Annotated in this window: 17 protein-coding genes and 1 tRNA gene; 2 read left to right on the forward strand and 16 right to left on the reverse strand. The window is 66.1% G+C overall.

The features are described from left to right. Positions 1–39 precede the first annotated feature (39 nt). Positions 40–1,668: a B12-binding domain-containing radical SAM protein gene (locus A3OK_RS0108415; RefSeq protein WP_026597056.1), complete on the reverse strand. Its 1,629-nt coding sequence runs from the start codon at positions 1,666–1,668 to the stop codon at positions 40–42. A 414-nt stretch (positions 1,669–2,082) separates the two neighbouring features. On the opposite strand from A3OK_RS0108415, the gene A3OK_RS0108420 reads away from it, so the two are divergent. After that, complete coding sequence (locus tag A3OK_RS0108420) at positions 2,083–2,979, forward strand: sulfurtransferase (protein ID WP_245259419.1); 897 nt, start codon at positions 2,083–2,085, stop codon at positions 2,977–2,979. Further along, positions 2,976–4,199, forward strand: coding sequence for a YeeE/YedE family protein (locus tag A3OK_RS0108425; RefSeq protein WP_019904494.1), 1,224 nt, complete (start codon positions 2,976–2,978; stop codon positions 4,197–4,199). The genes A3OK_RS0108420 and A3OK_RS0108425 overlap by 4 nt, the downstream gene beginning before the upstream one ends. Positions 4,200–4,262: 63 nt before the next feature. Here the strand turns inward: A3OK_RS0108425 and rplA are convergent, their stop codons facing one another. The 15 genes from rplA to A3OK_RS22580 all read right to left on the reverse strand — a co-directional run bounded on the left by rplA (position 4,263) and on the right by A3OK_RS22580 (position 18,393). Next, entirely contained in the window at positions 4,263–4,961 is a 699-nt protein-coding gene (gene rplA, locus A3OK_RS0108430; protein ID WP_019904495.1) for a 50S ribosomal protein L1, read from the reverse strand. A gap of 12 nt (positions 4,962–4,973) precedes the next feature. After that, positions 4,974–5,423 carry a 50S ribosomal protein L11 gene (gene rplK / locus A3OK_RS0108435; RefSeq protein ID WP_018044245.1) on the reverse strand — a complete coding sequence of 150 codons (450 nt, stop codon included), beginning with the start codon at positions 5,421–5,423 and terminating at the stop codon, positions 4,974–4,976. 218 nt (positions 5,424–5,641) lie between these two features. After that, on the reverse strand, positions 5,642–6,175 hold the full coding sequence (gene nusG, locus A3OK_RS0108440; protein WP_026597057.1) for a transcription termination/antitermination protein NusG: 534 nt from the start codon (positions 6,173–6,175) through the stop codon (positions 5,642–5,644). Positions 6,176–6,242: 67 nt separating this feature from the next. Further along, the gene (gene secE / locus A3OK_RS0108445; RefSeq protein WP_019904497.1) at positions 6,243–6,545 is read right to left on the reverse strand and encodes a preprotein translocase subunit SecE; all 303 of its coding nucleotides are present in this window, start codon (positions 6,543–6,545) and stop codon (positions 6,243–6,245) included. A gap of 225 nt (positions 6,546–6,770) precedes the next feature. Next, positions 6,771–6,847: transfer RNA gene (locus A3OK_RS0108450), tRNA-Trp, on the reverse strand. 75 nt (positions 6,848–6,922) lie between these two features. Then, a complete protein-coding gene (locus tag A3OK_RS0108455) occupies positions 6,923–7,867 on the reverse strand; it encodes a DUF1444 family protein (RefSeq protein WP_019904498.1) in 945 nt (314 codons plus the stop codon). Between the two features lie 116 nt (positions 7,868–7,983). Continuing rightward, positions 7,984–9,174 carry an elongation factor Tu gene (gene tuf / locus A3OK_RS0108460; protein ID WP_019904485.1) on the reverse strand — a complete coding sequence of 397 codons (1,191 nt, stop codon included), beginning with the start codon at positions 9,172–9,174 and terminating at the stop codon, positions 7,984–7,986. A gap of 184 nt (positions 9,175–9,358) precedes the next feature. Beyond that, positions 9,359–9,964: a hypothetical protein gene (locus tag A3OK_RS0108465; RefSeq protein ID WP_019904499.1), complete on the reverse strand. Its 606-nt coding sequence runs from the start codon at positions 9,962–9,964 to the stop codon at positions 9,359–9,361. 153 nt (positions 9,965–10,117) lie between these two features. After that, complete coding sequence (locus A3OK_RS0108470) at positions 10,118–10,801, reverse strand: class I SAM-dependent methyltransferase (protein WP_019904500.1); 684 nt, start codon at positions 10,799–10,801, stop codon at positions 10,118–10,120. After that, on the reverse strand, positions 10,798–11,796 hold the full coding sequence (locus tag A3OK_RS0108475) for a glycosyltransferase family 2 protein (protein WP_019904501.1): 999 nt from the start codon (positions 11,794–11,796) through the stop codon (positions 10,798–10,800). Before A3OK_RS0108475 ends, A3OK_RS0108470 begins: the two co-directional genes overlap by 4 nt. A 134-nt stretch (positions 11,797–11,930) precedes the next feature. Then, positions 11,931–12,629 carry an NrsF family protein gene (locus tag A3OK_RS0108480; RefSeq protein WP_036302202.1) on the reverse strand — a complete coding sequence of 233 codons (699 nt, stop codon included), beginning with the start codon at positions 12,627–12,629 and terminating at the stop codon, positions 11,931–11,933. Further along, on the reverse strand, positions 12,622–13,197 hold the full coding sequence (locus A3OK_RS0108485; protein ID WP_026597058.1) for a sigma-70 family RNA polymerase sigma factor: 576 nt from the start codon (positions 13,195–13,197) through the stop codon (positions 12,622–12,624). Before A3OK_RS0108485 ends, A3OK_RS0108480 begins: the two co-directional genes overlap by 8 nt. A 500-nt stretch (positions 13,198–13,697) precedes the next feature. Next, complete coding sequence (locus tag A3OK_RS0108490) at positions 13,698–15,182, reverse strand: TolC family protein (protein WP_019904505.1); 1,485 nt, start codon at positions 15,180–15,182, stop codon at positions 13,698–13,700. 2 nt (positions 15,183–15,184) lie between these two features. After that, positions 15,185–16,570 (reverse strand): HlyD family type I secretion periplasmic adaptor subunit, encoded by a 1,386-nt coding sequence (locus A3OK_RS0108495; protein ID WP_081631174.1) that lies wholly within the window; start codon positions 16,568–16,570, stop codon positions 15,185–15,187. Between the two features lie 122 nt (positions 16,571–16,692). After that, positions 16,693–18,393 carry a type I secretion system permease/ATPase gene (locus tag A3OK_RS22580; RefSeq protein ID WP_019904507.1) on the reverse strand — a complete coding sequence of 567 codons (1,701 nt, stop codon included), beginning with the start codon at positions 18,391–18,393 and terminating at the stop codon, positions 16,693–16,695. Between the last annotated feature and the right edge of the window lie 593 nt (positions 18,394–18,986).

The raw sequence follows: 18,986 nt of genomic DNA on the forward strand, positions 1-18,986 counted from the left end.
GTCGGGCCGCCGGGAACCATACGGCTCGGAGAACGCCGATCAGGTCGGCAGGAATTTGCGTGCTGCCTGCCACCAAGGCGTACGGGCATTCTCGCGCTTCTGGTCGGCCTTGGCCGCGTAGAACGAGGCGTTGTGTTCTCCGCGCAGTGCTTCCCGGGTGAAGCGGATCAGGTGATGGGCGACGAAGCCCATGTTGAACACCGCCTCGATCTGTCCACGCTTCAGGGCATGGCCCGCGGCACGCCAGAACACGCCGCGGTAATCCGACATGATTCCGACGCGTACGGCGATGTTGAAGCCGAGCACGAGGCCGCGGCGAAGGTTCGTCCGGGTGAGCTTGCCCTTCAGCGGCGTCTTGATCCGGTGCGGGTAGGTCCGCTCGACCTGATACTTGAAGCGCGCGAACAAATTCTCCGGCTCGTAGGCATGCGCGATGGCCCGGCGCCAGCTCGCCACGACATCGTCGTGCGGGCGCTTGAACAGGACGTTGGACTCGAGGGACGCATCGTGGAGGAGCCGTCCCTCGCGGGTCAGGCGGTCCCAGAGTGGGGTTTTGGGAAGGGCCTGGAGCAGGTTCATGGTCAGCACCGGCACGGCCGACTTGTCGACGAAATCGATCAGTTTCTGTTCTGATCCATCTGTCTCGGTGTCGAGGCCGAGGATGATGCCCGACGTCACTTCGAGGCCGAAGCTATTGAGAGTCTCGATGGCCTCGTACATCGGCACTGCGGCGTTGTGCTTCTTGTCGATGCCGGCGAGCGCCTCTTCTTCAGGCGTCTCGATGCCGACGAAGACGGTCATGAAGTTCGCCTGGCGCATCAGCTCGAGGATGTCGGGCTGCTTGGCCATGTTCAATGTCGCCTCGCAGGCGAACTGAAGCGGGTAGTGATTCTTCTTCTGCCACTCCACCAGGTGGGGCAGCATGTCCTTCGTGGCCTTGCGATTGCCGATGAAGTTGTCGTCGACGAAGTAGACGACGGCCGGATGGCCCGGCTGAGAGATGATGGCATCGAGCTCGCCGAGCATCTGCTCGGGCGACTTCAGTCGCGGCTGACGGCCATAGAGCTGCGGGATGTCGCAGAATTCGCAGCGGTAGGGGCAGCCGGAGGAGAATTGCAGCGAGCCGATGAGATAGCGCTTGAGAGGCGCCGCCTCATAGGCGGGCGCCGGAAAGTCCGAGAGCGGCAGGCGCTCCTTCGTCTCGAGCCGCACCTGGGTTGCCGGGATCGACACGTCGCGATCGAGGATCGACACGAGTTCGTCGGTGGCGTCACCGATCTCGCCGATATGGAGGTAATCGAATTCGGGGTATTGCTCGGGCGATCCGGATACCGACGGCCCGCCGAGGGCCGTGACCTTACCGGCCGCGTGCGCCCGCGCATAAATGTCCCGAATCTGCGGCGCCTGAATGTGCATGCCCGACACGAACACCGCATCGGCCCAGGCGAAATCCTCCGGCCCGGCCTGTTTGATGTTCTCGTCGACGAACCGGTACTCCCATTCCTCCGGCATGTACGCCGCGATCAGCAGCAAGCCCTGTGGAGGCATGAAGGCCTTCACGCCGCCCATTAACGGGTAGGCGTGGGCGAATGTCCCGAAAGACGGAGTGTAGGCAGGAAAGACGCAGAGGATGCGTCGGCGGGATGAGACCGGGAGTGTGCATCGCATGGTCGAGGTATCTAGCACAGCTCGCGCGAAATGTGCGCTCCCTTGCAATGGTTTTGGCGCGTCGTTTTTGCGCGTTTTGCCGGCTCTGCGCGAGGACCAGGGGTGATACCGCTCACGGACGATCTGCGCGCGAAGATAATCCCTGTTATTTGGGCCGATTGAAGAAGACAATCTTCTTCCGACGATCAAATATTTGAAAAACCGTTATATTGATTTCGAATAACATTAGTAACACGATCGTTTCGTCAAGTATCGGAGCTTGGGTTGTAGTCGGCGATTTGGCCTCGATTGCGAGGCCGGCGGTCGTACGCCCACATCCGCAATGCGACAATTCTTCTTCGCCGGAGCGCGCCCGTGTCCCTCAAAACCCTTCTTGCCGTCCGCATCGCTCTGGCCGCCCTGGCTTTGCCGACAATCGGGCATGTCGCGGTTCGCGCCGCCGAACAGAATCGGGTTCAGACGAGCCCGCTCGTCTCCACCGAATGGCTCGAGGCGAACCTCGGTTCGCCGAAACTGCGGATCGTCGAGGTCAGTGTCGAGCCCGGCATCTATGAGCGGGGCCATGTGCCCGGCGCGCAGAACGTCGTCTGGCATACCGATCTGGTGGAGACCGTGAGCCGCGACATCGCGGGACCCGAGAAGTTCGCCGCCCTGGTCCAGCGCCTCGGCATCGATCGCGACACCACCGTGATCCTCTACGGCGACAACAACAATTGGTTCGCCGCCTGGGGCGCCTGGGTCTTTGCCCAGTATGGTCTGGTCGACAATGTGAAGCTGCTCGACGGCGGGCGCAAGAAGTGGGAGGCCGAGAAGCGCCAGTTGGAGAACCGCAATCCGGATGTCGCGGCCTCGCGGTTCCCTGTCACGCCCGTTTCGTCCGCGCAGCGGGCGCGCCTCGCGGACGTTCTCGCGGTGGCACGCAAGGAGCGGGACGAGACGATCCTCGACATCCGCTCGCCGGACGAATTCTCGGGCAAGCTCATCGCTCCGGCAGGGGTGCAGGAACTCGCAATTCGGGCCGGCCATATCCCCGGTTCGGTGAATGTGCCCTGGGCGAAGGCCGTGAATCCCGACGGTACCCTGAAATCCGTGCCAGAACTGAAGAAGCTCTATGCGGATGTCGGAATCGATGGCTCGAAGCCGGTCATCACCTCCTGCCGCATCGGCGAGCGCTCCAGCCATTCCTGGTTCGTGCTCAGCCGCGTTCTGGGCTACCCGGTGCGCAACTATGATGGCTCGTGGACGGAATACGGCAACGCCGTGGGTGTGCCGGTGGTCAACCTCGCTGGAACGGTCTGGTCCGGCAAGTGACACTTCATTCGACCGTCGAACATGAAGCGCTCGGCCAAGTGGCCGGGCGCTTCTCCATATTGGCGCGCGCCACTCTGGCAGGTCTGATCGGTGTCGGCCTCTTGCTCGGGGCCTTGCGGCTTTCCGGCGAGCCGGGCGGTAGCCGGCTTGCCTTGTCCCTGACGTTCGGGGCGCTTTTCGGCTTCGTGCTGCAACGCTCCCGCTTCTGCTTCTTCTGCCTGTGGCGCGATCTGATCGACCGACGCGACCCGCGCGGCGCGCTCGGCATCCTGACCGCTTTGGCCGCGGGCGCGGTCGGCTACAGTGTCGTGCTCGGGGCATGGCTGCCGGATCCAAGCGGAGTGCGGCTACCACCGGACGCACATATCGGTCCGGTCGGTCCGGTCCTCGTGCTCGCGGGGTTCGCCTTCGGCGCAGGCATGGCGATCTCGGGTTCCTGCATCGGCGCCCATCTTTATCGGCTCGGCGAAGGCTCGCCCACGGCGCCCTTCGCTCTGGTCGGCACCGCTCTGGGCTTCGTCTTCGGCTTCCTGACCTGGAACACCCTCTTTCTTGCCAGCGTCTCGGACGCTCCGGTGATCTGGCTGCCGCGCCATCTCGGCTATGCCGGAAGTCTTCTCCTCACCCTTGCCGTTCTGGCCTCGCTGGCGCTGCCTCTGCTGAGATGGCTGACGCCCGCCGGGGAAACCTCGGCGCGGCGCATTGATCCGCTTCGGGCGGTGTTCGTGGACCGCTGGCCGACCTGGCTCGGCGGCCTCGCCGTCGGCGCCCTCGGAACGCTGGCCTATCTCAGAGTGGGCCCGCTCGGCGTGACCGCTGAGATCGGCGGCCGAGCGCGGCAGGCTGCCGCCGGCCTCGATCTCCTGCCTGCGCGTCTCGAGGGCCTGGATGGGTTTCGCGGCTGCGCCACCGCCATCCGCGATGCGGTGCTGACGCCGAATGGCCTGTTCATCGCCGGGCTCGTTACGGCGTCCTTCGCCGCTGCTTTGGCTGCGGGACAATTCCACCCTGCCCTGCCGAAGCGCGCCCAGGCCGTGCGGGGCCTCGTCGGCGGCCTCCTTCTCGGCTGGGGCGCCATGACCGGCCTCGGTTGCAGCGTGGGGACGTTGCTCTCGGGAATCATGGCCGGGGCCGCATCGGGATGGCTCTTCGGCGCGGCGATGTTCGCGGGACTCACCGCGACGTTGATCGCGGGCCGACGCCTGAAGCTCCTTCCGTAGACAAACGAAAACGCCCGGCCACGAGGGCCGGGCGTTTCCAGATCGATCAGTGAAAGGCGTCGATCAGGCGGTCAGCACGCTGGCCGGCTCGACCTTCACACCCGGACCCATCGACGATGTCACGGCGATGCGCTGGATGTAGGTGCCCTTCGCGCCTGCGGGCTTGGCCTTGGCCACCGCATCGGCGAACGCCTTGATGTTCTCGACGAGCTTGGTCTCGTCGAAGGAGACCTTGCCGATGCCGGCATGGACGATCCCAGCCTTCTCGACGCGGAACTCCACCGAGCCGCCCTTCGCGCCGGCGACCGCGGACTTCACGTCCATGGTGACGGTGCCGACCTTCGGGTTCGGCATCAGGCCGCGCGGGCCGAGCACCTTGCCGAGACGGCCGACGAGAGGCATCAGGTCCGGGGTCGCGATGCAGCGATCGAACTCGATCTTGCCGCTCTGCACGATCTCGAGCAGGTCCTCTGCGCCGACGATGTCGGCACCAGCAGCCTTGGCTTCGTCGGCCTTGGCGCCACGAGCGAACACCGCCACGCGGACGGTACGGCCGGAGCCGTTGGGGAGGTTGCAGACGCCGCGGACCATCTGGTCGGCGTGGCGCGGGTCGACGCCGAGATTCATCGAGATCTCTACGGTCTCGTCGAACTTGGCGCTGGCCTTCTGCTTCACCAGGGCGATCGCTTCGGCGATCGGGTAGAGCTTGAGCGCGTCGATGCCCTCGCGGGCGGCGCGGATGCGCTTGCCTTCATGTGCCATTGTGCCCTCCCCTTAAGCGACGACGTCGAGGCCCATGGCCCGCGCGGAGCCACGGATCATGGCGACGGCGGCGTCAACCGAGTCGCAGTTCAGGTCGGGCATCTTCTTCTCGGCGATCTCGCGAAGCTGAGCCTCGGTGACCTTGCCAACGGTCGGACCCTTGCCCGGGGTCTTGGAGCCGGAAGCCGGCTTCTTGCCGATCTTCAGGCCGGCGGCTTTCTTCAGGAAGAAGGTGACCGGCGGCTGCTTCATCTCGAAGGTGAAGGAGCGGTCCTGGTACGCCGTGATGACGACCGGAATCGGGGTGCCCTTCTCGATCTGAGAGGTCTTCGCGTTGAAGGCCTTGCAGAATTCCATGATGTTGAGGCCGCGCTGACCGAGCGCGGGGCCGATGGGCGGCGACGGGTTCGCGGCGCCGGCCGGAACCTGAAGCTTCACGTAGCCCGTGATCTTCTTTGCCATAGGGACTGCTCCCAAATGTAGCCCGGCGCCCGGCTGCCTGGAGCGCGGACGGTGCGAGCGGTTGCAGGTCGCGGTGCGGTCCGTGGGTCCCGGCGGCAAACCGGGCGGACCTCCCGCGTGTGACGCCGCTCCGGGGAACGGCGGTTTCGCGCCCGGCTTCGAGCCGAACGGAACGGGCGATCAAACAATCAAACTTGATTGATCAAAGGGGATAAAATTCAGGCCTTCTCGACCTGGGCGTATTCGAGTTCCACCGGGGTGGCGCGACCGAAGATCGACACCGCCACCTTGAGGCGCGAACGGCTCTCGTCGATTTCCTCGACGGTACCGTTGAAGGACGCGAAGGGGCCATCGGCGACACGAACGGTCTCGCCGATCTCGAACGAGATCGAGGGCTTCGGACGGTCGACACCTTCAGCCACCTGGCCCTTGATGCGCTCGGCCTCGGAATCGGGGATCGGCACGGGCTTCGACTTGTCGGCGCCGAGAAAGCCGGTGACCTTCGGGGTGTTCTTGATGAGGTGATAGACCTCGTCGGTCAGGTCGCACTTCACCAGCACGTAGCCGGGGAAGAACTTGCGCTCGGCATCGACCTTGCGGCCGCGACGGACCTCGACGACCTTCTCGGTCGGAACCATGACCTCGTCGAACAGCTCCATTAGCCCGCGCTGCGCCGCCTGATCCTTGATGGACTGAGCGACCTTGTTCTCGAAATTCGAGTAAGCGTGGACGATATACCAGCGTTTAGGCACGGTTCTCACCAAATCCTGACGTCGGCCTGCCCGGTCGCGACGACGCGCCCAGGAAGACTCAGTTGTTCTAGGCGCCGACCCCGAGGATCAGGGTCACGAGATAACGCAGGGCTTGGTCGACGAGGGTGAAGAACACGCTCGCGGCAACGACCATGATGAACACCATGATCGTCGTTACGGTCGTCTCCTTGCGGGTCGGCCACGTGACCTTGCGGCCTTCGTCGCGCACCTGGGCGAGGAATTCGAACGGACCGACGCGCTTAGGCGCGGGCCGCGCAGGCGGAGTCGCCCGGGGCGGCGTCGGCGTGACGGAGCCGCGCTGCGGAGTGCGCGCCGGGTCCGCCTTCTTCGTTGCTTCGTTCGATGCCATTGATGCCAACAACAGGGAAAAACGGTCCAGACCAGAAAGCGGACCGGTGCGAAGGTTCTGGTCGAACCCCGCACCGAACACAGTCACCGATCTCGGATTGCGAACGCTCTAGCGCAAGTCCCGGGTCTTGTCGACCATCGCAGACCCATCGACAGAAAGCGGGACGCGCGCTCCGTGCCGATGTTCTCGAGAGAAGACCGATCCGGCATTGCGCAGGAAAGACACTGGCAGGAGTGGAGGGACTCGAACCCGCAACCTCCGGTTTTGGAGACCGGCGCTCTGACCAGTTGAGCTACACTCCTACGCGGGACGCTCCATGCCCCATCGCTGCGCCGTGCGCAAGGGATTCCGGGTGTGGACCGCGAAAATCGGTGTTCCTACCGGCCGTGCTCTGCGAGCTCGACGCTGTTCAATGGACGAATGCCGGCCTTCGAGTAGGAGAAGAGTTCGTCGCTGCGGGAGTACGGACCCTTGCGCATGTACTTCGTCACGATGCCCGCGAGCCGGTCTTTCCCCTCGCTGTTGGACGACCACGCGATGAGGACGTCCCGTGTGGGGACCGCGGCGACGATACTTTCCGTTCCGAGCCCCTCCTGGATCTGGTCCATCACCATGGGCAGAAGCAAGCTCGCTGCAGCGTAGCCATTTTCCACGGCGAGGGTCGCGAAGTGACCCGATCTCCCGGTGGGCGAGATGCGGACTTGAATGCCACCAGATGCGAGTTCGAGGTTGCGCCTTGCGATCCCCTCGACCGTTGCCTGGTCGACGCCCCATCGTTCGAAGATCGAATGGGTCAGCAACTGATAGCGCTTGTCCTCATCCAGTGCGTAGGCGACGAGGAGTCGGTTCGAGAAGCGGCGACAGGTCAGGCTCGGCACCTGCTCGCGGTATTCAATGGGAACAAGCTGGATGCGTAGGCGGGCTGACGCTTCGGCGAATGTCTCGGCTGGCGCGGGTGTCGCCGGGCGAGGCTTTGCCGTGGCCAGTGGATGAAGGTAGTCGACAATGACGGCGCGGCGCTCTTGGCCCGTCAGGTCGGCGGTTTTCTGACGGATGTTTCCGAGAAAAGTTGTGAAGCGACCGATGACGATCTGTTCAGGATCGTCGTCGTCCAGGGTGACGGTCGCAGCAGGAAAATCCAGGCGCAGAATGGAGAGGACTTCCTCCCGAAACGCCAAGAGATCCGCACGCTGCTGAGACGGAAAGTTATCGTAGGGGAGGCTTTTGGCCGGCGCGGATGCGACCAGTGCCGACAGAGTTCCCGTCAGGACGAAGCGTCGGGTCAGATTATCGCCGAACTGTGCGGCCGGTTTCCAACCCATGAAGCCACCTCGTGGCATGCAATCCAGGGTTGAGAAACGACAATGCCGGCGCTCCGTCAAGGCGGAGCGCCGGCATTATTGTGAACAACCGGTCGTAGAGTCGCTGTGTGGCGAACTCAGTCGTTGATGGCTGCGACGACGCCTGCGCCGACGGTACGACCGCCTTCGCGGATGGCGAAGCGGAGCTTCTCTTCCATGGCGACGGGGACGATGAGGGTGACGTCCATGGTGACGCTGTCACCGGGCATCACCATCTCAGTGCCCTCGGGGAGTTCGCAGACGCCGGTGACGTCGGTGGTGCGGAAGTAGAACTGGGGCCGGTAGTTGGTGAAGAACGGGGTGTGGCGGCCGCCCTCCTCCTTGGTGAGGATGTAGGCCTCGGCCTTGAACTTGGTGTGGGGCTTGACCGAACCGGGCTTGCACACGACCTGGCCGCGCTCGACATCCTCGCGCTTGGTGCCGCGCAGGAGCACGCCGACATTGTCGCCGGCCTGGCCCTGGTCGAGGAGCTTGCGGAACATCTCGACGCCCGTGACCGTGGTGGTCTGGGTGTCGCGGATGCCGACGATCTCCACGGTCTCGCCGACCTTGACGATGCCGCGCTCGACGCGACCGGTCACCACGGTGCCGCGGCCCGAGATCGAGAACACGTCCTCGATCGGCATCAGGAACGGCTTGTCGATCGGACGCTCGGGCTGCGGGATGTAGGCATCCACGGTGGCCATCAGGGCGACGACGGCGTCGTGGCCGACGGCCTTGTCGCCGTTGTCGAGAGCGACCTTGGCCGAACCCTTGGTGATCGGGATGTCGTCGCCGGGGAAGTCGTACTTGGAGAGGAGCTCGCGCACCTCCATCTCGACGAGCTCGAGGAGCTCCTCGTCGTCGACGAGATCGACCTTGTTGAGGAACACCACCAGCGCCGGCACGCCGACCTGACGGGCGAGCAGGATGTGCTCGCGGGTCTGCGGCATCGGGCCGTCGGCGGCCGAGACCACCAGGATCGCGCCGTCCATCTGGGCGGCACCGGTGATCATGTTCTTCACGTAATCGGCGTGGCCCGGGCAATCGACGTGGGCGTAGTGGCGGTTGGCCGTCTCGTACTCGACGTGGGCCGTCGAGATCGTGATGCCGCGGGCCTTCTCTTCCGGAGCCTTGTCGATCTGGTCGTAGGCCGTGAACGTCGCGCCGCCCGTCTCGGCCAGCACCTTCGTGATCGCCGCCGTCAGCGACGTCTTGCCATGGTCGACGTGACCGATCGTGCCGATGTTGCAGTGCGGCTTCGTGCGGGCGAATTTCTCTTTGGCCATCGTCACATTCCTAAAACAAAGTCACATGAGCGGTCGCCCAGGGGGTCGTTCGAGATGTCGAGCCGGGCGAAAGACGCCGCCCGGATAGAGGCTTGGCGTCAGATGATCAAGGGACGATGGCGGCGCAGGTCGAATCGAGGCGGGATCGGGCGGCTATGCGACACGGAGCGGGCCGCCGCACCCATCAGTTCTGCAGGAGCCAGGTGCCGTAGCCCTCGATGTACCTGTCGGTCATGCGGATGGTGGGATCGGCGGGTTCGAGGGCGACGGCGACCACCGTTGAGATCCCCCCGAAGAGCGGTATCGATCGGAACGGACCCTTGTAGCTCAACAGGACCTCATCGGTCCGCTTGTCGACGAGATCGATGTCCAACTGGACCTTGACGTCCTGGTCGACGAAGATGCGTCGCGCCACCGACGGCACGTCGAATTGCTTCAGCTTCACGACGGCCCTGACCGGTCGCGTTCCCGCCAGTTTCGACGAGACGTGCGTGGCGAACTCGGCCTTGAAGCGTTCCGTGAGGACCATCTGAAAATGGGCTCTCATCGCCGGAAACTTCGAGGCGGACTCGCTTTGCAGCCGGTCGATGGCAGCGGCGTCGAAATTCTCCGCCTTGACGACGACGCTCTCCTCAGCGGGCCACGACCGGATGATATCGACGTTCTCGACGGTCACATCGACGATGTGAAACTGCTGAACGGTCGTGAGACTGACGGAATGCGGCGGCGTTACGCAGGCGCCCAGCAGAAAAATGGAGAGCAACGCGAGCGCGCGAAGGGCAGACAACATCGGAACCGGGATCCTTTTCAGACCCCGGAGCCGCTAAGGCCGCCCAGGATCATTCACAATGACCCAGCGAAGCGCCGACCGATTATCCATCGCGGTGTTGCGAAAACGACTCGCCCTTAGTTTGTGGCCCGCTGGCACTTGCAACCGTCTTATTCATGCCGTCCCACAGGTCAGGAACTGCGCTCCGAGCGGCACCTGACCGAATACCTTCTCGACGCTCCGAACCCAGGGGCGCCGGAACGGGAAAGCCAGGAAGTGTCGGCTGCTTATGTCACGCAGCCCCTGCTGCGCGAGAAGCGTGCGGGTCTCGCGGGCACCGAGCAGCACGGCGTCATGATCGAAGGGGCAACGTGACACTGCGAGCCGCGTCAGCGGGTTCCACGGGTTGTGCTCGATGATCGTCACAAGCCCGCCCGGTCGGGTCACACGCCGCATCTCGACGAGCAGCCCGGAACGCTCGGCGACCGGGACGTGGTGGAAGACACAGACGGCGAGCGTCGCGTCGAAAGTCCTGTCCCCGAAGGACAATGTGCCGCCCTGCTGGAGGCGGTAGAGGTTACTTGGGTTCTCGCTTTCCGCACGGGCCACGGATTCGGGCGACGGATCGGTGCCGGCCATCTCTGAGACGATGCCGATGAGGCGGCGATGCAGCAGCCCGACGCCGCACCCGACATCGAGCAAGTTCGGACGCCGCGTACCGAAATGGCGCTCGAACACATCCGCCAGCAGATCGGCCTTCGCGTCGAGGAAGAAGCCGTGTTCGAGCCCGGAGAAGGCGATCGACTCCTCGACCACCGATTCGTAGCTGGTGCGATAGGCGTCGAACGCGCTGGTCATGCCGCGATCCTCGATCCTGAGGCTCGTCCGTCCTCGGGGAAGCCAACCTCCCGGCCGACGACGTAGAGCGGACGCTGCTTCACCTCGGTGTGGATGCGCCCGACATAGAGGCCGACGATGCCGGTCATCAGCAGGTTCATGCCAGCGAGGAACGAGACGAGGACGACGATCGAGGCCCAGCCGGTGACGAGGGTCGGGTCGTAGAGCGCGCGCAAAGCGATGTAGAGGCCGTAGGCCAATGCGCCGAGGGAGACGCCCGTCCCGGCCCAGAGGGCGAAGCGGAGGGGCACGTCGGAAAAGCCGACGATGCCGTCGAAGGCGAGCCGCAGCATCTTCGACCAGCCATACTTGGTTTGGCCGGCGGTGCGGGAGAGGCGGTGGAACGGCACGGCAGTCTGGCGGAATCCCATCCAGCTGAACATGCCGCGCACGAAGCGGTCCCGTTCGGGCATGGCGAGGAAGGCATCGAGGGCCTTCCGGTCGACCAGACGGAAATCGCCGACATCGGCCGGGATGTCGATGGCGGTGAGGGCGCGGATGAGGCGGTAGAACAGGCCGGCGGTCCAGCGTTTGAACCGGCTCTCGCCTTCGCGGCTCAGGCGCTTGGCATAGACGATCTCGTAGCCCTCCCGCCATTTGGCGGCGAGATCGAGCACGACCTCCGGCGGATCCTGAAGGTCGGCATCCATCACCACCACGGCGGCGCCGGAGGCGCGCTCCATGCCTGCGGTGATAGCGACCTGATGGCCGAAGTTCCGCGACAGGGCGAGATAGCGGTATCGCGGGTCGTCTTTGGCGCGACCGGCCGCGACGATGCCGGTTGTGTCCGTACTGCCATCATCGACGAGGATGACCTCCGCCGGCCCGTCGAGCTTGGCGAGAAGCTGGTCGAGGCGGTGCAGCAGCAGCGGGAGCACGGCCTCCTCGTTGAAGACGGGGACGACGAGGCTGTAGGTCGGCGTACCGATCTGCGCGGGAGGAGAGATCACGGTCATGCGTGGCGCCAACGGACGACAGGTCCGGTTGGCTGAACGGTAGCGAGTCATGATTAAGGCGGTTTTAACCGACGGGGCCGCTTGCCATGGGGAGAGCAACCTCCCCGCCCCCAGAGGCAGCCGGCCTCGCCCGGTTACGGGCCGGCTTCCGCTTTCGTGTCGCCTCGCAGCCGTCGGGATCGGGCTGTCCGGTCGAGGAGGCGACCGCCAAGGAGACCGTTGAGCCCGACCACGAGGAGGACGGCCACGAGATGCACCGCCAGATCCGTAGCCGTGGCATCGTGAGGGTGGAAGGGCACCAGAAGCGCAGCCGCGGCCGCTGCAGCCGCGAGACCGCCCAGCGCTGCCGTCAGGTTCGGGTTCAACGGACAGGCCCGGCGCAGCATCAGCACCAGCAGGATGGAGAGGGGCAGCGAAACGCCCATCAGGAAGACGAAGCATCCTCGCATCTCCTCCGGTTCGGCCAGGTTTGAGGCCGGAGCGAGCCAGGACCGCAGGCAGCCGAGCCCGCTGACTCCGATCCAGAGTACGAGCGGAGGGACAGGCAGCAGCGCCCAGGCATTGCTGCGCCCCGGCACGCTGCTTTGGAAGGCGGCAATGGCTGCCGCTACGCTGGTCAACATCGCGCCGACCGCGGCATAGCGCAGATCCGGAACGCCGAGACGGACCTGTAGATCGGCGGTATCGGACAGGGGCATCAAGAGGATCCCCAGCGCGAGTACGGCTGAAGACCACGCCAAAGCCCGCCATCCGGGGCCGGGCAGCCGGCGGACTGGCGCGAGGGACCGGGCCAGATCCTCGACGAGATGTTCATGGCTGGCCGGATCAGACATCCGTACCCTCCTTGCTGGATGAGAGAGAGGCACGCAGGGCCTTGAGAGCCCGGTGAAAATTGACCTTCAGCGCCCCTTTCGTCCGTCCGGTGAGGACCGAGGCCTCGTCCAGCGACAACTCCCGGAGAGCGATATGCTCGATCGCCTCTCGCTGACCCGCCGGGAGATGCGCGACGGCCTCCGCGACCATCCGCCGACGGTCGAGAAGGTCCAAGTCGTGTCCCGGCCGAGGGCCGTCATCCGCGTGCGCCTCATAGGCGATGGGATCGTGGACCTCGCGCGGACGGCGCCCCCCATGGCGCATGGCATCGACGGCGCGTCGATGGGTGATCGCGCGGAGCCAGGGCAAGAATGGTCGGGTCGGATCGTAGGTCGCCCGCGCCCGATGGATCGTGAGCAATGTGTCCTGGACCACGTCGTCGAGGCCTGAACCCTGGACGCCCTTGGCCCTCGCCATCGCCGAAATAACGGGAACGCAATCGCGTAGGAGTGCTCGATAGGCTGCGGCATCACCGTTCTGGGCTGCCTGCATGGCGGCGGACAGAGCGGTCTCGCCTGACGATGCCATCGATCGAATCGGCATGGGAGCAATGCTTCCGGAAGCCATGGAACGACCCGGCAGGCTGCGCGAGGGCAACGCTTGCACCGTGTTCATGGTGGAAGACCTACTTCTTCGCTGGTCCATTGGCCATGGGGACAGCGGCAAGCACCGAGTTCGCCATGACGAGCCCGAAGCCGCCAAATGAAACGATGCGGGTGAGCGCGCTCATGCAAGTTGCTCCTTCATCGATGCGCCAGTTTTCTTCGTGGCGGTACGGGAAGGGTTTCGGCGGGAGACCGCTTGCGGTTACGCGCCTCTGGAAAAATTGTCGTCGCGGCCCGGTCTTCGGCCGACACGAGGTCAGACGCCGCACCCAATCGCAGCGCGGATAGAGGCCTGCCATGGGGCACTAAGAGAGAACCATAAGAATTTTCCAAGTTCTCCCTGGCGACGCGCGCAACGCCCGACCGATCGGGCAGGCTCACTGAGACTTGGTTTGAGGTTGCCCCGGACCGGAGACCGGGGCTTCAGCTTCGCCGGGCGATGTCGGGCAGCAGGCCCGCCGTGACGGTGAGGCGGGCGATGGCGGCGAAGCGGGTGGTCCCGGCCTCGACCTCCTCGATGGAGGCCAGGATCAGGCGGCGCCGCGTGAGCAGGACGTCGTCGATCGGGATCAGGCCGATGCCGTACTGATCGAGCTTGGTCGCATAGGCCGTGCGCAGGGCGACGATCTTGCGCCGGGCGAGCTGCCCGCGCTTGGCCGAGGCCTCGATATCCGCCCAGTCGAGGCGCAATTGCGTCGTGACCTTCCGGTCCTCCTCAATGGCCCGGTACATCGCGGCCTCCGCGAAGGCCCCCGCCTCCCGGATGTCGGCCACGGTTCCGAGGTCGACGATGGGCATGTTGAGTTGCAGGCCCACGGTCCAGCCCTGGGGCGCGCTGAAGCTGCGGTAATTCTGCGAGAGTCGGTAATCGGCCTTGAAATCGACCCGGGGCAGGTAGCGCCCGATGGTGGCGTCGCGGGCTTCCGATGCGGCGTTGTATCGGTGCCAGCTGGCCTGGAGGCCGGCATTGCGGGTGCGCACCAGCCGGATCAGGCCGTCGAGCCCCCAGCGCGGCACGGATTCGAGATCGGGCAGGACGAAGCGGCCGGGAGACGCCTGCCGCAGCTGGCCCGCGAGCACGACCTGGGATTTCTCGGCCGAGGTCTGCGCCGCGACCAGGGTGCGGGCGATGTCGGCGAGTTCGGCTTCCAGGTCGGCGATGTCGCCCTCGTTGGCATGGCCGGATTCGACGCGGGCGCGGACGGCCCGGCGGACCCGCACCAGATCGCGAAAGCTCTCTTCCAGCAGCCGCGACTGGCGCCTGGCGAAGTCGAGTTCGATCGCCGCGTTCATGGTGTCGAGGGCGACCGTCTCCTTGGTGCGGCGGACATCGGCGGCGGCGGCCAGGACCGCGTTCTCGGCGCTGTTCTTGTTGAACCAGCGCTGGCCTCCATCGAGCAGCGGAAGGCCGATCGACAGCGTGGCGGTCTTGCCGGGATCCTCGAAGGAGGGCGAGGCGAACGGATCGCGCCCGATCCAGGCATTGCCCGAGACCACCGGCGCGAAGGCGGCCCAGGCCTTTCCGACCCGCGCCTCGGCCGCCCCCTTCTCGGCGATGGCGCCGCGCACCAGGGGGCTCTCGTCGATGGCGAGCGAGACGGTATCGAGCAGGATGGCGGTCTCCCCCCTGGCCCCGCCGCGCGGCAGGCGGACGGGCGGCATCGCCCACAGCGCCCGTGCCTCGTCGGGCACGAAGGCCGCCGTTTCAGGGGCGGTGCCCTCCAGCCCCGCGCGGATCGACGGCCGCAGGCCGATGGCGGCGGGGGTGTCCAGGCCTTCGGTGATCGAGGAGCGCAGCCCGAGGAATGCCGGGGCCGCCTCCCCGGCGAGCACCGGGCCGGCGAAACCCGAAACGGCCAAGCTGGAGACAGCGAGGAGGCAACCGGCGAGGCGGGCGAGCGGAGGCATCCTCACAGCTCCCGGAAGCTGCGGCCGAGGCTGTCGACCAGCGGCCGGAGCAGGTAGGAGGCGAAGGTGCGGCTCTCGCCCTCGATATAGGCCTGACCGACCATGCCGGCCCCCAGCAGCGCCCGGCCGGGATAATCCTGGGTGTTCAGGCGGATTTCGACGGCGAAGTAATGCTGGCCCGTCTTCTCGTCGATGGTGGCGTCGGCATCGACGCGGGTGACCTCGGCCGGCACGTCGTCGTAGATGCGGGCGTTCAGGGCCGAGATCTTCACCCGCGCCGGTTGGCCCGGTTTGACATGGGTGATGTCGGTCGGCGGGATGCGCGCCTTGAAGGCGAGTTCGCTGCCCAGCGGCACGATCTGCGCCAGCACCTCGCCGGCCGCCACGACGCCGCCCACGGTGGTGTGCTTCGAATGCACGACGGTGCCCGCCACGGGCGCGCGCACGTCGGTGGCCCGGACCGCCTGCTCGGCGGCGCGGATCTGGTCGGACAATTGCCCGATCTCGGCGATGACTTCGGTGAGCTTTCCGGAGGTCTGGCGCTGGTCGGCGAGGCGGGCCAGCCGGACGCGGGACTGCGTCTCGTCGACCTCGTCGGCGATGGCGCGCTCCTCCGCTTGCAGGTTGGCGCGCTCGGCCCGGCGACCGAGCAGCTGGTCCTCGGCATCCCACAGCACCTTGCGGGCGAGATGGCCGCGATTGGCGACGGGGCGCATCGCGGTAACCTGCCGGTCGAGGGCCGCCAGCTGGGCGCTCACCGCGGCGAGGCGCTCGGTGATGCCCTCCCGCCGCCGCCGCAGGGCGTCCCGGCGGGCGAGCATGGCCGCGACCTCGGCCTGGGCCGCGCCGCGCCCGCGCTCGAACTCGCGCTGCTGCTCGGCCAGCAACTGCGCCTCCGGCCGCGCCTCGCTTGAGGCGGACAGGGCCGCGACCTGGACCGGCGGGGGCTCGCCCACGGCCCGGCGCAGGCCGAGGAGGTTGAAGGAACCCTGCAAGGCGCCCTCCCCTCCGGCGGCGTAGGCGTTCTCGGCTTCGAGGCGCTGGCGCATCGCGTCGAGGATCGCGAGGCGCCCCTTGAAGCGGGTCAGCTCCGCCTGGTCGTGGACCGGATCGAGGCGCAGCACGGTGCCGCCGGAGGCGACCACCTCGCCATCGCGGGCCTGGATCTCGGTGATGACGCCGCCGACCCGGTGCTGAAGCGCCTTGTTCTGGCCCGTGGCGATGACGACGCCGTCGGAGACCACTGCCGAGCCGATCGGGAACAGGACCGACCAGGCCACGAACAGGGCGCCGGCGCCGAGCAGGAGATGGCTGGCAGGGCCGAGGATGTCGCGCGCCTCCGTGGGAACGCCCTCGGCCCAGCTGCCACGCATGTCGTCAGGTGGCATCGTGCAACGGCCTTCTGTCCGGCGCCGCGCTCGGGGCGGCCGCCCGTGATTCGGGGTGACGTTCGGAACCCGGCCGCACGCGTCCAGGGCATCGCGGGCGCTGGTCCGCGCCCCTCGACAAGTCAGGCCGCGCAGGCCGGCTGCGACGCCGGATCGGGCGGGGATTCGGGCTGCGGCACCGGGGCGGCTTGCAGGGTGAGCGGTTGAAGCCGGCCCTCCGCGATGGTGTAGGCCCGGTTCACCACCCGCAGGATCGAGGTCCGATGGGCCGCGATCACCACCGCCGCCCCGCGCCGCCGCGCCTCGATCACGGCGGCCAGGAGCGCGGTCTCGCCCTGCTGGTCGAGGCTGGCATTGGGCTCGTCGAGGACGAGGATGCGCGGATCGCCGTAGAGGGCGCGGGCGAGCGCGATCTTCTGCTTCTGCCCGCCCGAGAGCGCGAAGGCCTGGTTGCCCACGGAGGTGCGGTAGCCGTCCGGCAGCGCCACGATGAGGTCGTGGGCATGGGCGCTCTTGGCCGCCGCGACGATCTTTTCCTCGGTGGCGTCGGGATCGAAGCGCGCGATGTTGAGGGCGATGGAGCCGGGGAAGAACTCGATGTCCTGCGGCATGTAGCCGACGGTCCGGCCCCACTGGCCCGAGGACCAGATCTCCTGCTCGATCCCGTCCACCGAGGCCGTGCCGAGGGTCGGGGTGATGGCGCCGACCATGATCCGGATCAGGGTGGATTTCCCCGCCCCCGTGGCCCCCGTGACCAGCACGGCCTCGCCGGGGGCGATGCGGAGACTGACGTCGGTGAGGATGCGGCGGTCTGGCTTGTCCGGATCGGGTGCATAGGCGACCTGATCGAGGGCGAGCCAGCCCTCCGGGTCGGGCAGGGTCATCCGGGCCTGGATCGTCTTGTCAGGCCCGGTCAGCACCTCGATGTCGCGGATCGCCGCGAGGCCGCGCGAGATCTGCTCCCAGCCGCCGATGACCTGATCGATCGGCGTGAAGGCTTTGCCCGAGACCATGGAGGACATGAAGATCATGCCCGCCGACATGTCGGCGTGCAGCACCAGGAACGCGCCCCAGGCCATCATCAGCACCTGAAGGCTCTGGCGGAACCCCTTGCTGATGGCCTGATAACGGGCGGATTTGGCCCCGGCCGTCTCGCATTCGGTGAGGATGAGGGCGGTCTTCCGTCCCCACAATGTCAGGAAGGTCGAGAGCATGCCGTGGGCGCGCAGATCCTCGACCCGCTGGAAGGCGCCCTGCGCGAAGCCGGTGGCATCGTTCTCGGCCTGCCGGCTGCGCTCGCGCTCGGCCTCCGTGGCGCTGATGTTGAGCCAGCTGAGGGCGCCGAGAACCACGATGCCGAGCACGGTGAGCAGGCCGAGGCTCCAGTGCAGCACCGTCATGATCAGCACGTAGAACGGGATGAACGGCACGTCGAACAGGGCGACGAAGGTGCGCCCGCCGATGAAGCTGCGCGCCGCCGAGAGGTCGCGCAGGACCTTGCCGGACTTCTGGCTGGCTTTCGGATCGGCGGCGAGGCGCGCGAAGAGCTTCGGCGCCACCGAGACCGTGTAGCGGGCGGCCGCCCGGACCGCGAGACGTCCCCGCACCGCGTCGGCCAATCCCCAGACGATCAGGGCCAGGATCACGATGAGCGTCAGATAAACCAGCGTCGAGACGGACCGCGAGGCCAGAACGCGGTCGTATACCTGCAGCATGTGCAGCGACGGAGCGATGACGAGCAGGTTAGCGATGATCGAATACAAGAACAGGGCGCGCATGTGCGGCCAAAGGCTTCCCATCATCGCCCGTGCGGCTGCCATCATCGTGCACATCCTTCGATTGCGGCGATGGTACGAAATGTTGGTTAACATGAGTTAAATTAGGTGCCCGCCACGCTCGTTCGGGGTTGGATGTCCGCCGAACGCCACCGCGTTCCGGAGCGAGAATCGGCCCACTGGGGCCGGCTGCGGTTTTCGCCGCAATACCGGAGAGCGTGTTCGAGGATACTGCGGAACCATGCGTCGCAGTCCGGGACGATAAGTCCCGTTTTGGCGTAGGCTTGCTTCGATTAGGGAATAATCCTGGAACTTGCCCCATAGCCGTCGGGTCAATAGCTTGAAAATTAACTATTAGCCGAATGATGCCCCCGAGCGCCGAAGGACTTAATTGATTTTTGATATGGCTCTGTTCTAATCAATATTGGATAAACGTAAGCTATGTTGCTTAGAGGTGGGACGGCGATGATCATTCGGGCGATACGCGAACGCGACGAAGACTCTGTCGCGAAGGTGGGGGTGGGCCTCGGAATCGCGGGGCTCGGATTGCTGGGCCTAGGCCTCCTACAGGTTGTATCTCACCTGTCGCCGCTCGTGCCGATCTATGCCTCCCTGTGCGGGAGCGCCGGGCCGTTCACGAT

Origin of the sequence: Methylobacterium sp. 77 (assembly GCF_000372825.1) — a bacterium.
Taxonomy (GTDB): Bacteria; Pseudomonadota; Alphaproteobacteria; order Rhizobiales; family Beijerinckiaceae; genus Methylobacterium.

What these genes read in the sequence shown, in the direction of transcription:
- A3OK_RS0108415 (WP_026597056.1), bottom strand. Translation starts at nt 1,668, where the DNA reads ATGCGATGCACACTCCCGGTCTCATCCCGCCGACGCATCCTCTGCGTC.
- rplA (WP_019904495.1), bottom strand. Translation starts at nt 4,961, where the DNA reads ATGGCACATGAAGGCAAGCGCATCCGCGCCGCCCGCGAGGGCATCGAC.
- rplK (WP_018044245.1), bottom strand. Translation starts at nt 5,423, where the DNA reads ATGGCAAAGAAGATCACGGGCTACGTGAAGCTTCAGGTTCCGGCCGGC.
- secE (WP_019904497.1), bottom strand. Translation starts at nt 6,545, where the DNA reads ATGGCATCGAACGAAGCAACGAAGAAGGCGGACCCGGCGCGCACTCCG.
- A3OK_RS0108455 (WP_019904498.1), bottom strand. Translation starts at nt 7,867, where the DNA reads ATGGGTTGGAAACCGGCCGCACAGTTCGGCGATAATCTGACCCGACGC.
- tuf (WP_019904485.1), bottom strand. Translation starts at nt 9,174, where the DNA reads ATGGCCAAAGAGAAATTCGCCCGCACGAAGCCGCACTGCAACATCGGC.
- A3OK_RS0108465 (WP_019904499.1), bottom strand. Translation starts at nt 9,964, where the DNA reads ATGTTGTCTGCCCTTCGCGCGCTCGCGTTGCTCTCCATTTTTCTGCTG.
- A3OK_RS0108470 (WP_019904500.1), bottom strand. Translation starts at nt 10,801, where the DNA reads ATGACCAGCGCGTTCGACGCCTATCGCACCAGCTACGAATCGGTGGTC.
- A3OK_RS0108475 (WP_019904501.1), bottom strand. Translation starts at nt 11,796, where the DNA reads ATGACCGTGATCTCTCCTCCCGCGCAGATCGGTACGCCGACCTACAGC.
- A3OK_RS0108480 (WP_036302202.1), bottom strand. Translation starts at nt 12,629, where the DNA reads ATGTCTGATCCGGCCAGCCATGAACATCTCGTCGAGGATCTGGCCCGG.
- A3OK_RS0108485 (WP_026597058.1), bottom strand. Translation starts at nt 13,197, where the DNA reads ATGGCATCGTCAGGCGAGACCGCTCTGTCCGCCGCCATGCAGGCAGCC.
- A3OK_RS0108490 (WP_019904505.1), bottom strand. Translation starts at nt 15,182, where the DNA reads ATGCCTCCGCTCGCCCGCCTCGCCGGTTGCCTCCTCGCTGTCTCCAGC.
- A3OK_RS0108495 (WP_081631174.1), bottom strand. Translation starts at nt 16,570, where the DNA reads ATGCCACCTGACGACATGCGTGGCAGCTGGGCCGAGGGCGTTCCCACG.
- A3OK_RS22580 (WP_019904507.1), bottom strand. Translation starts at nt 18,393, where the DNA reads ATGATGGCAGCCGCACGGGCGATGATGGGAAGCCTTTGGCCGCACATG.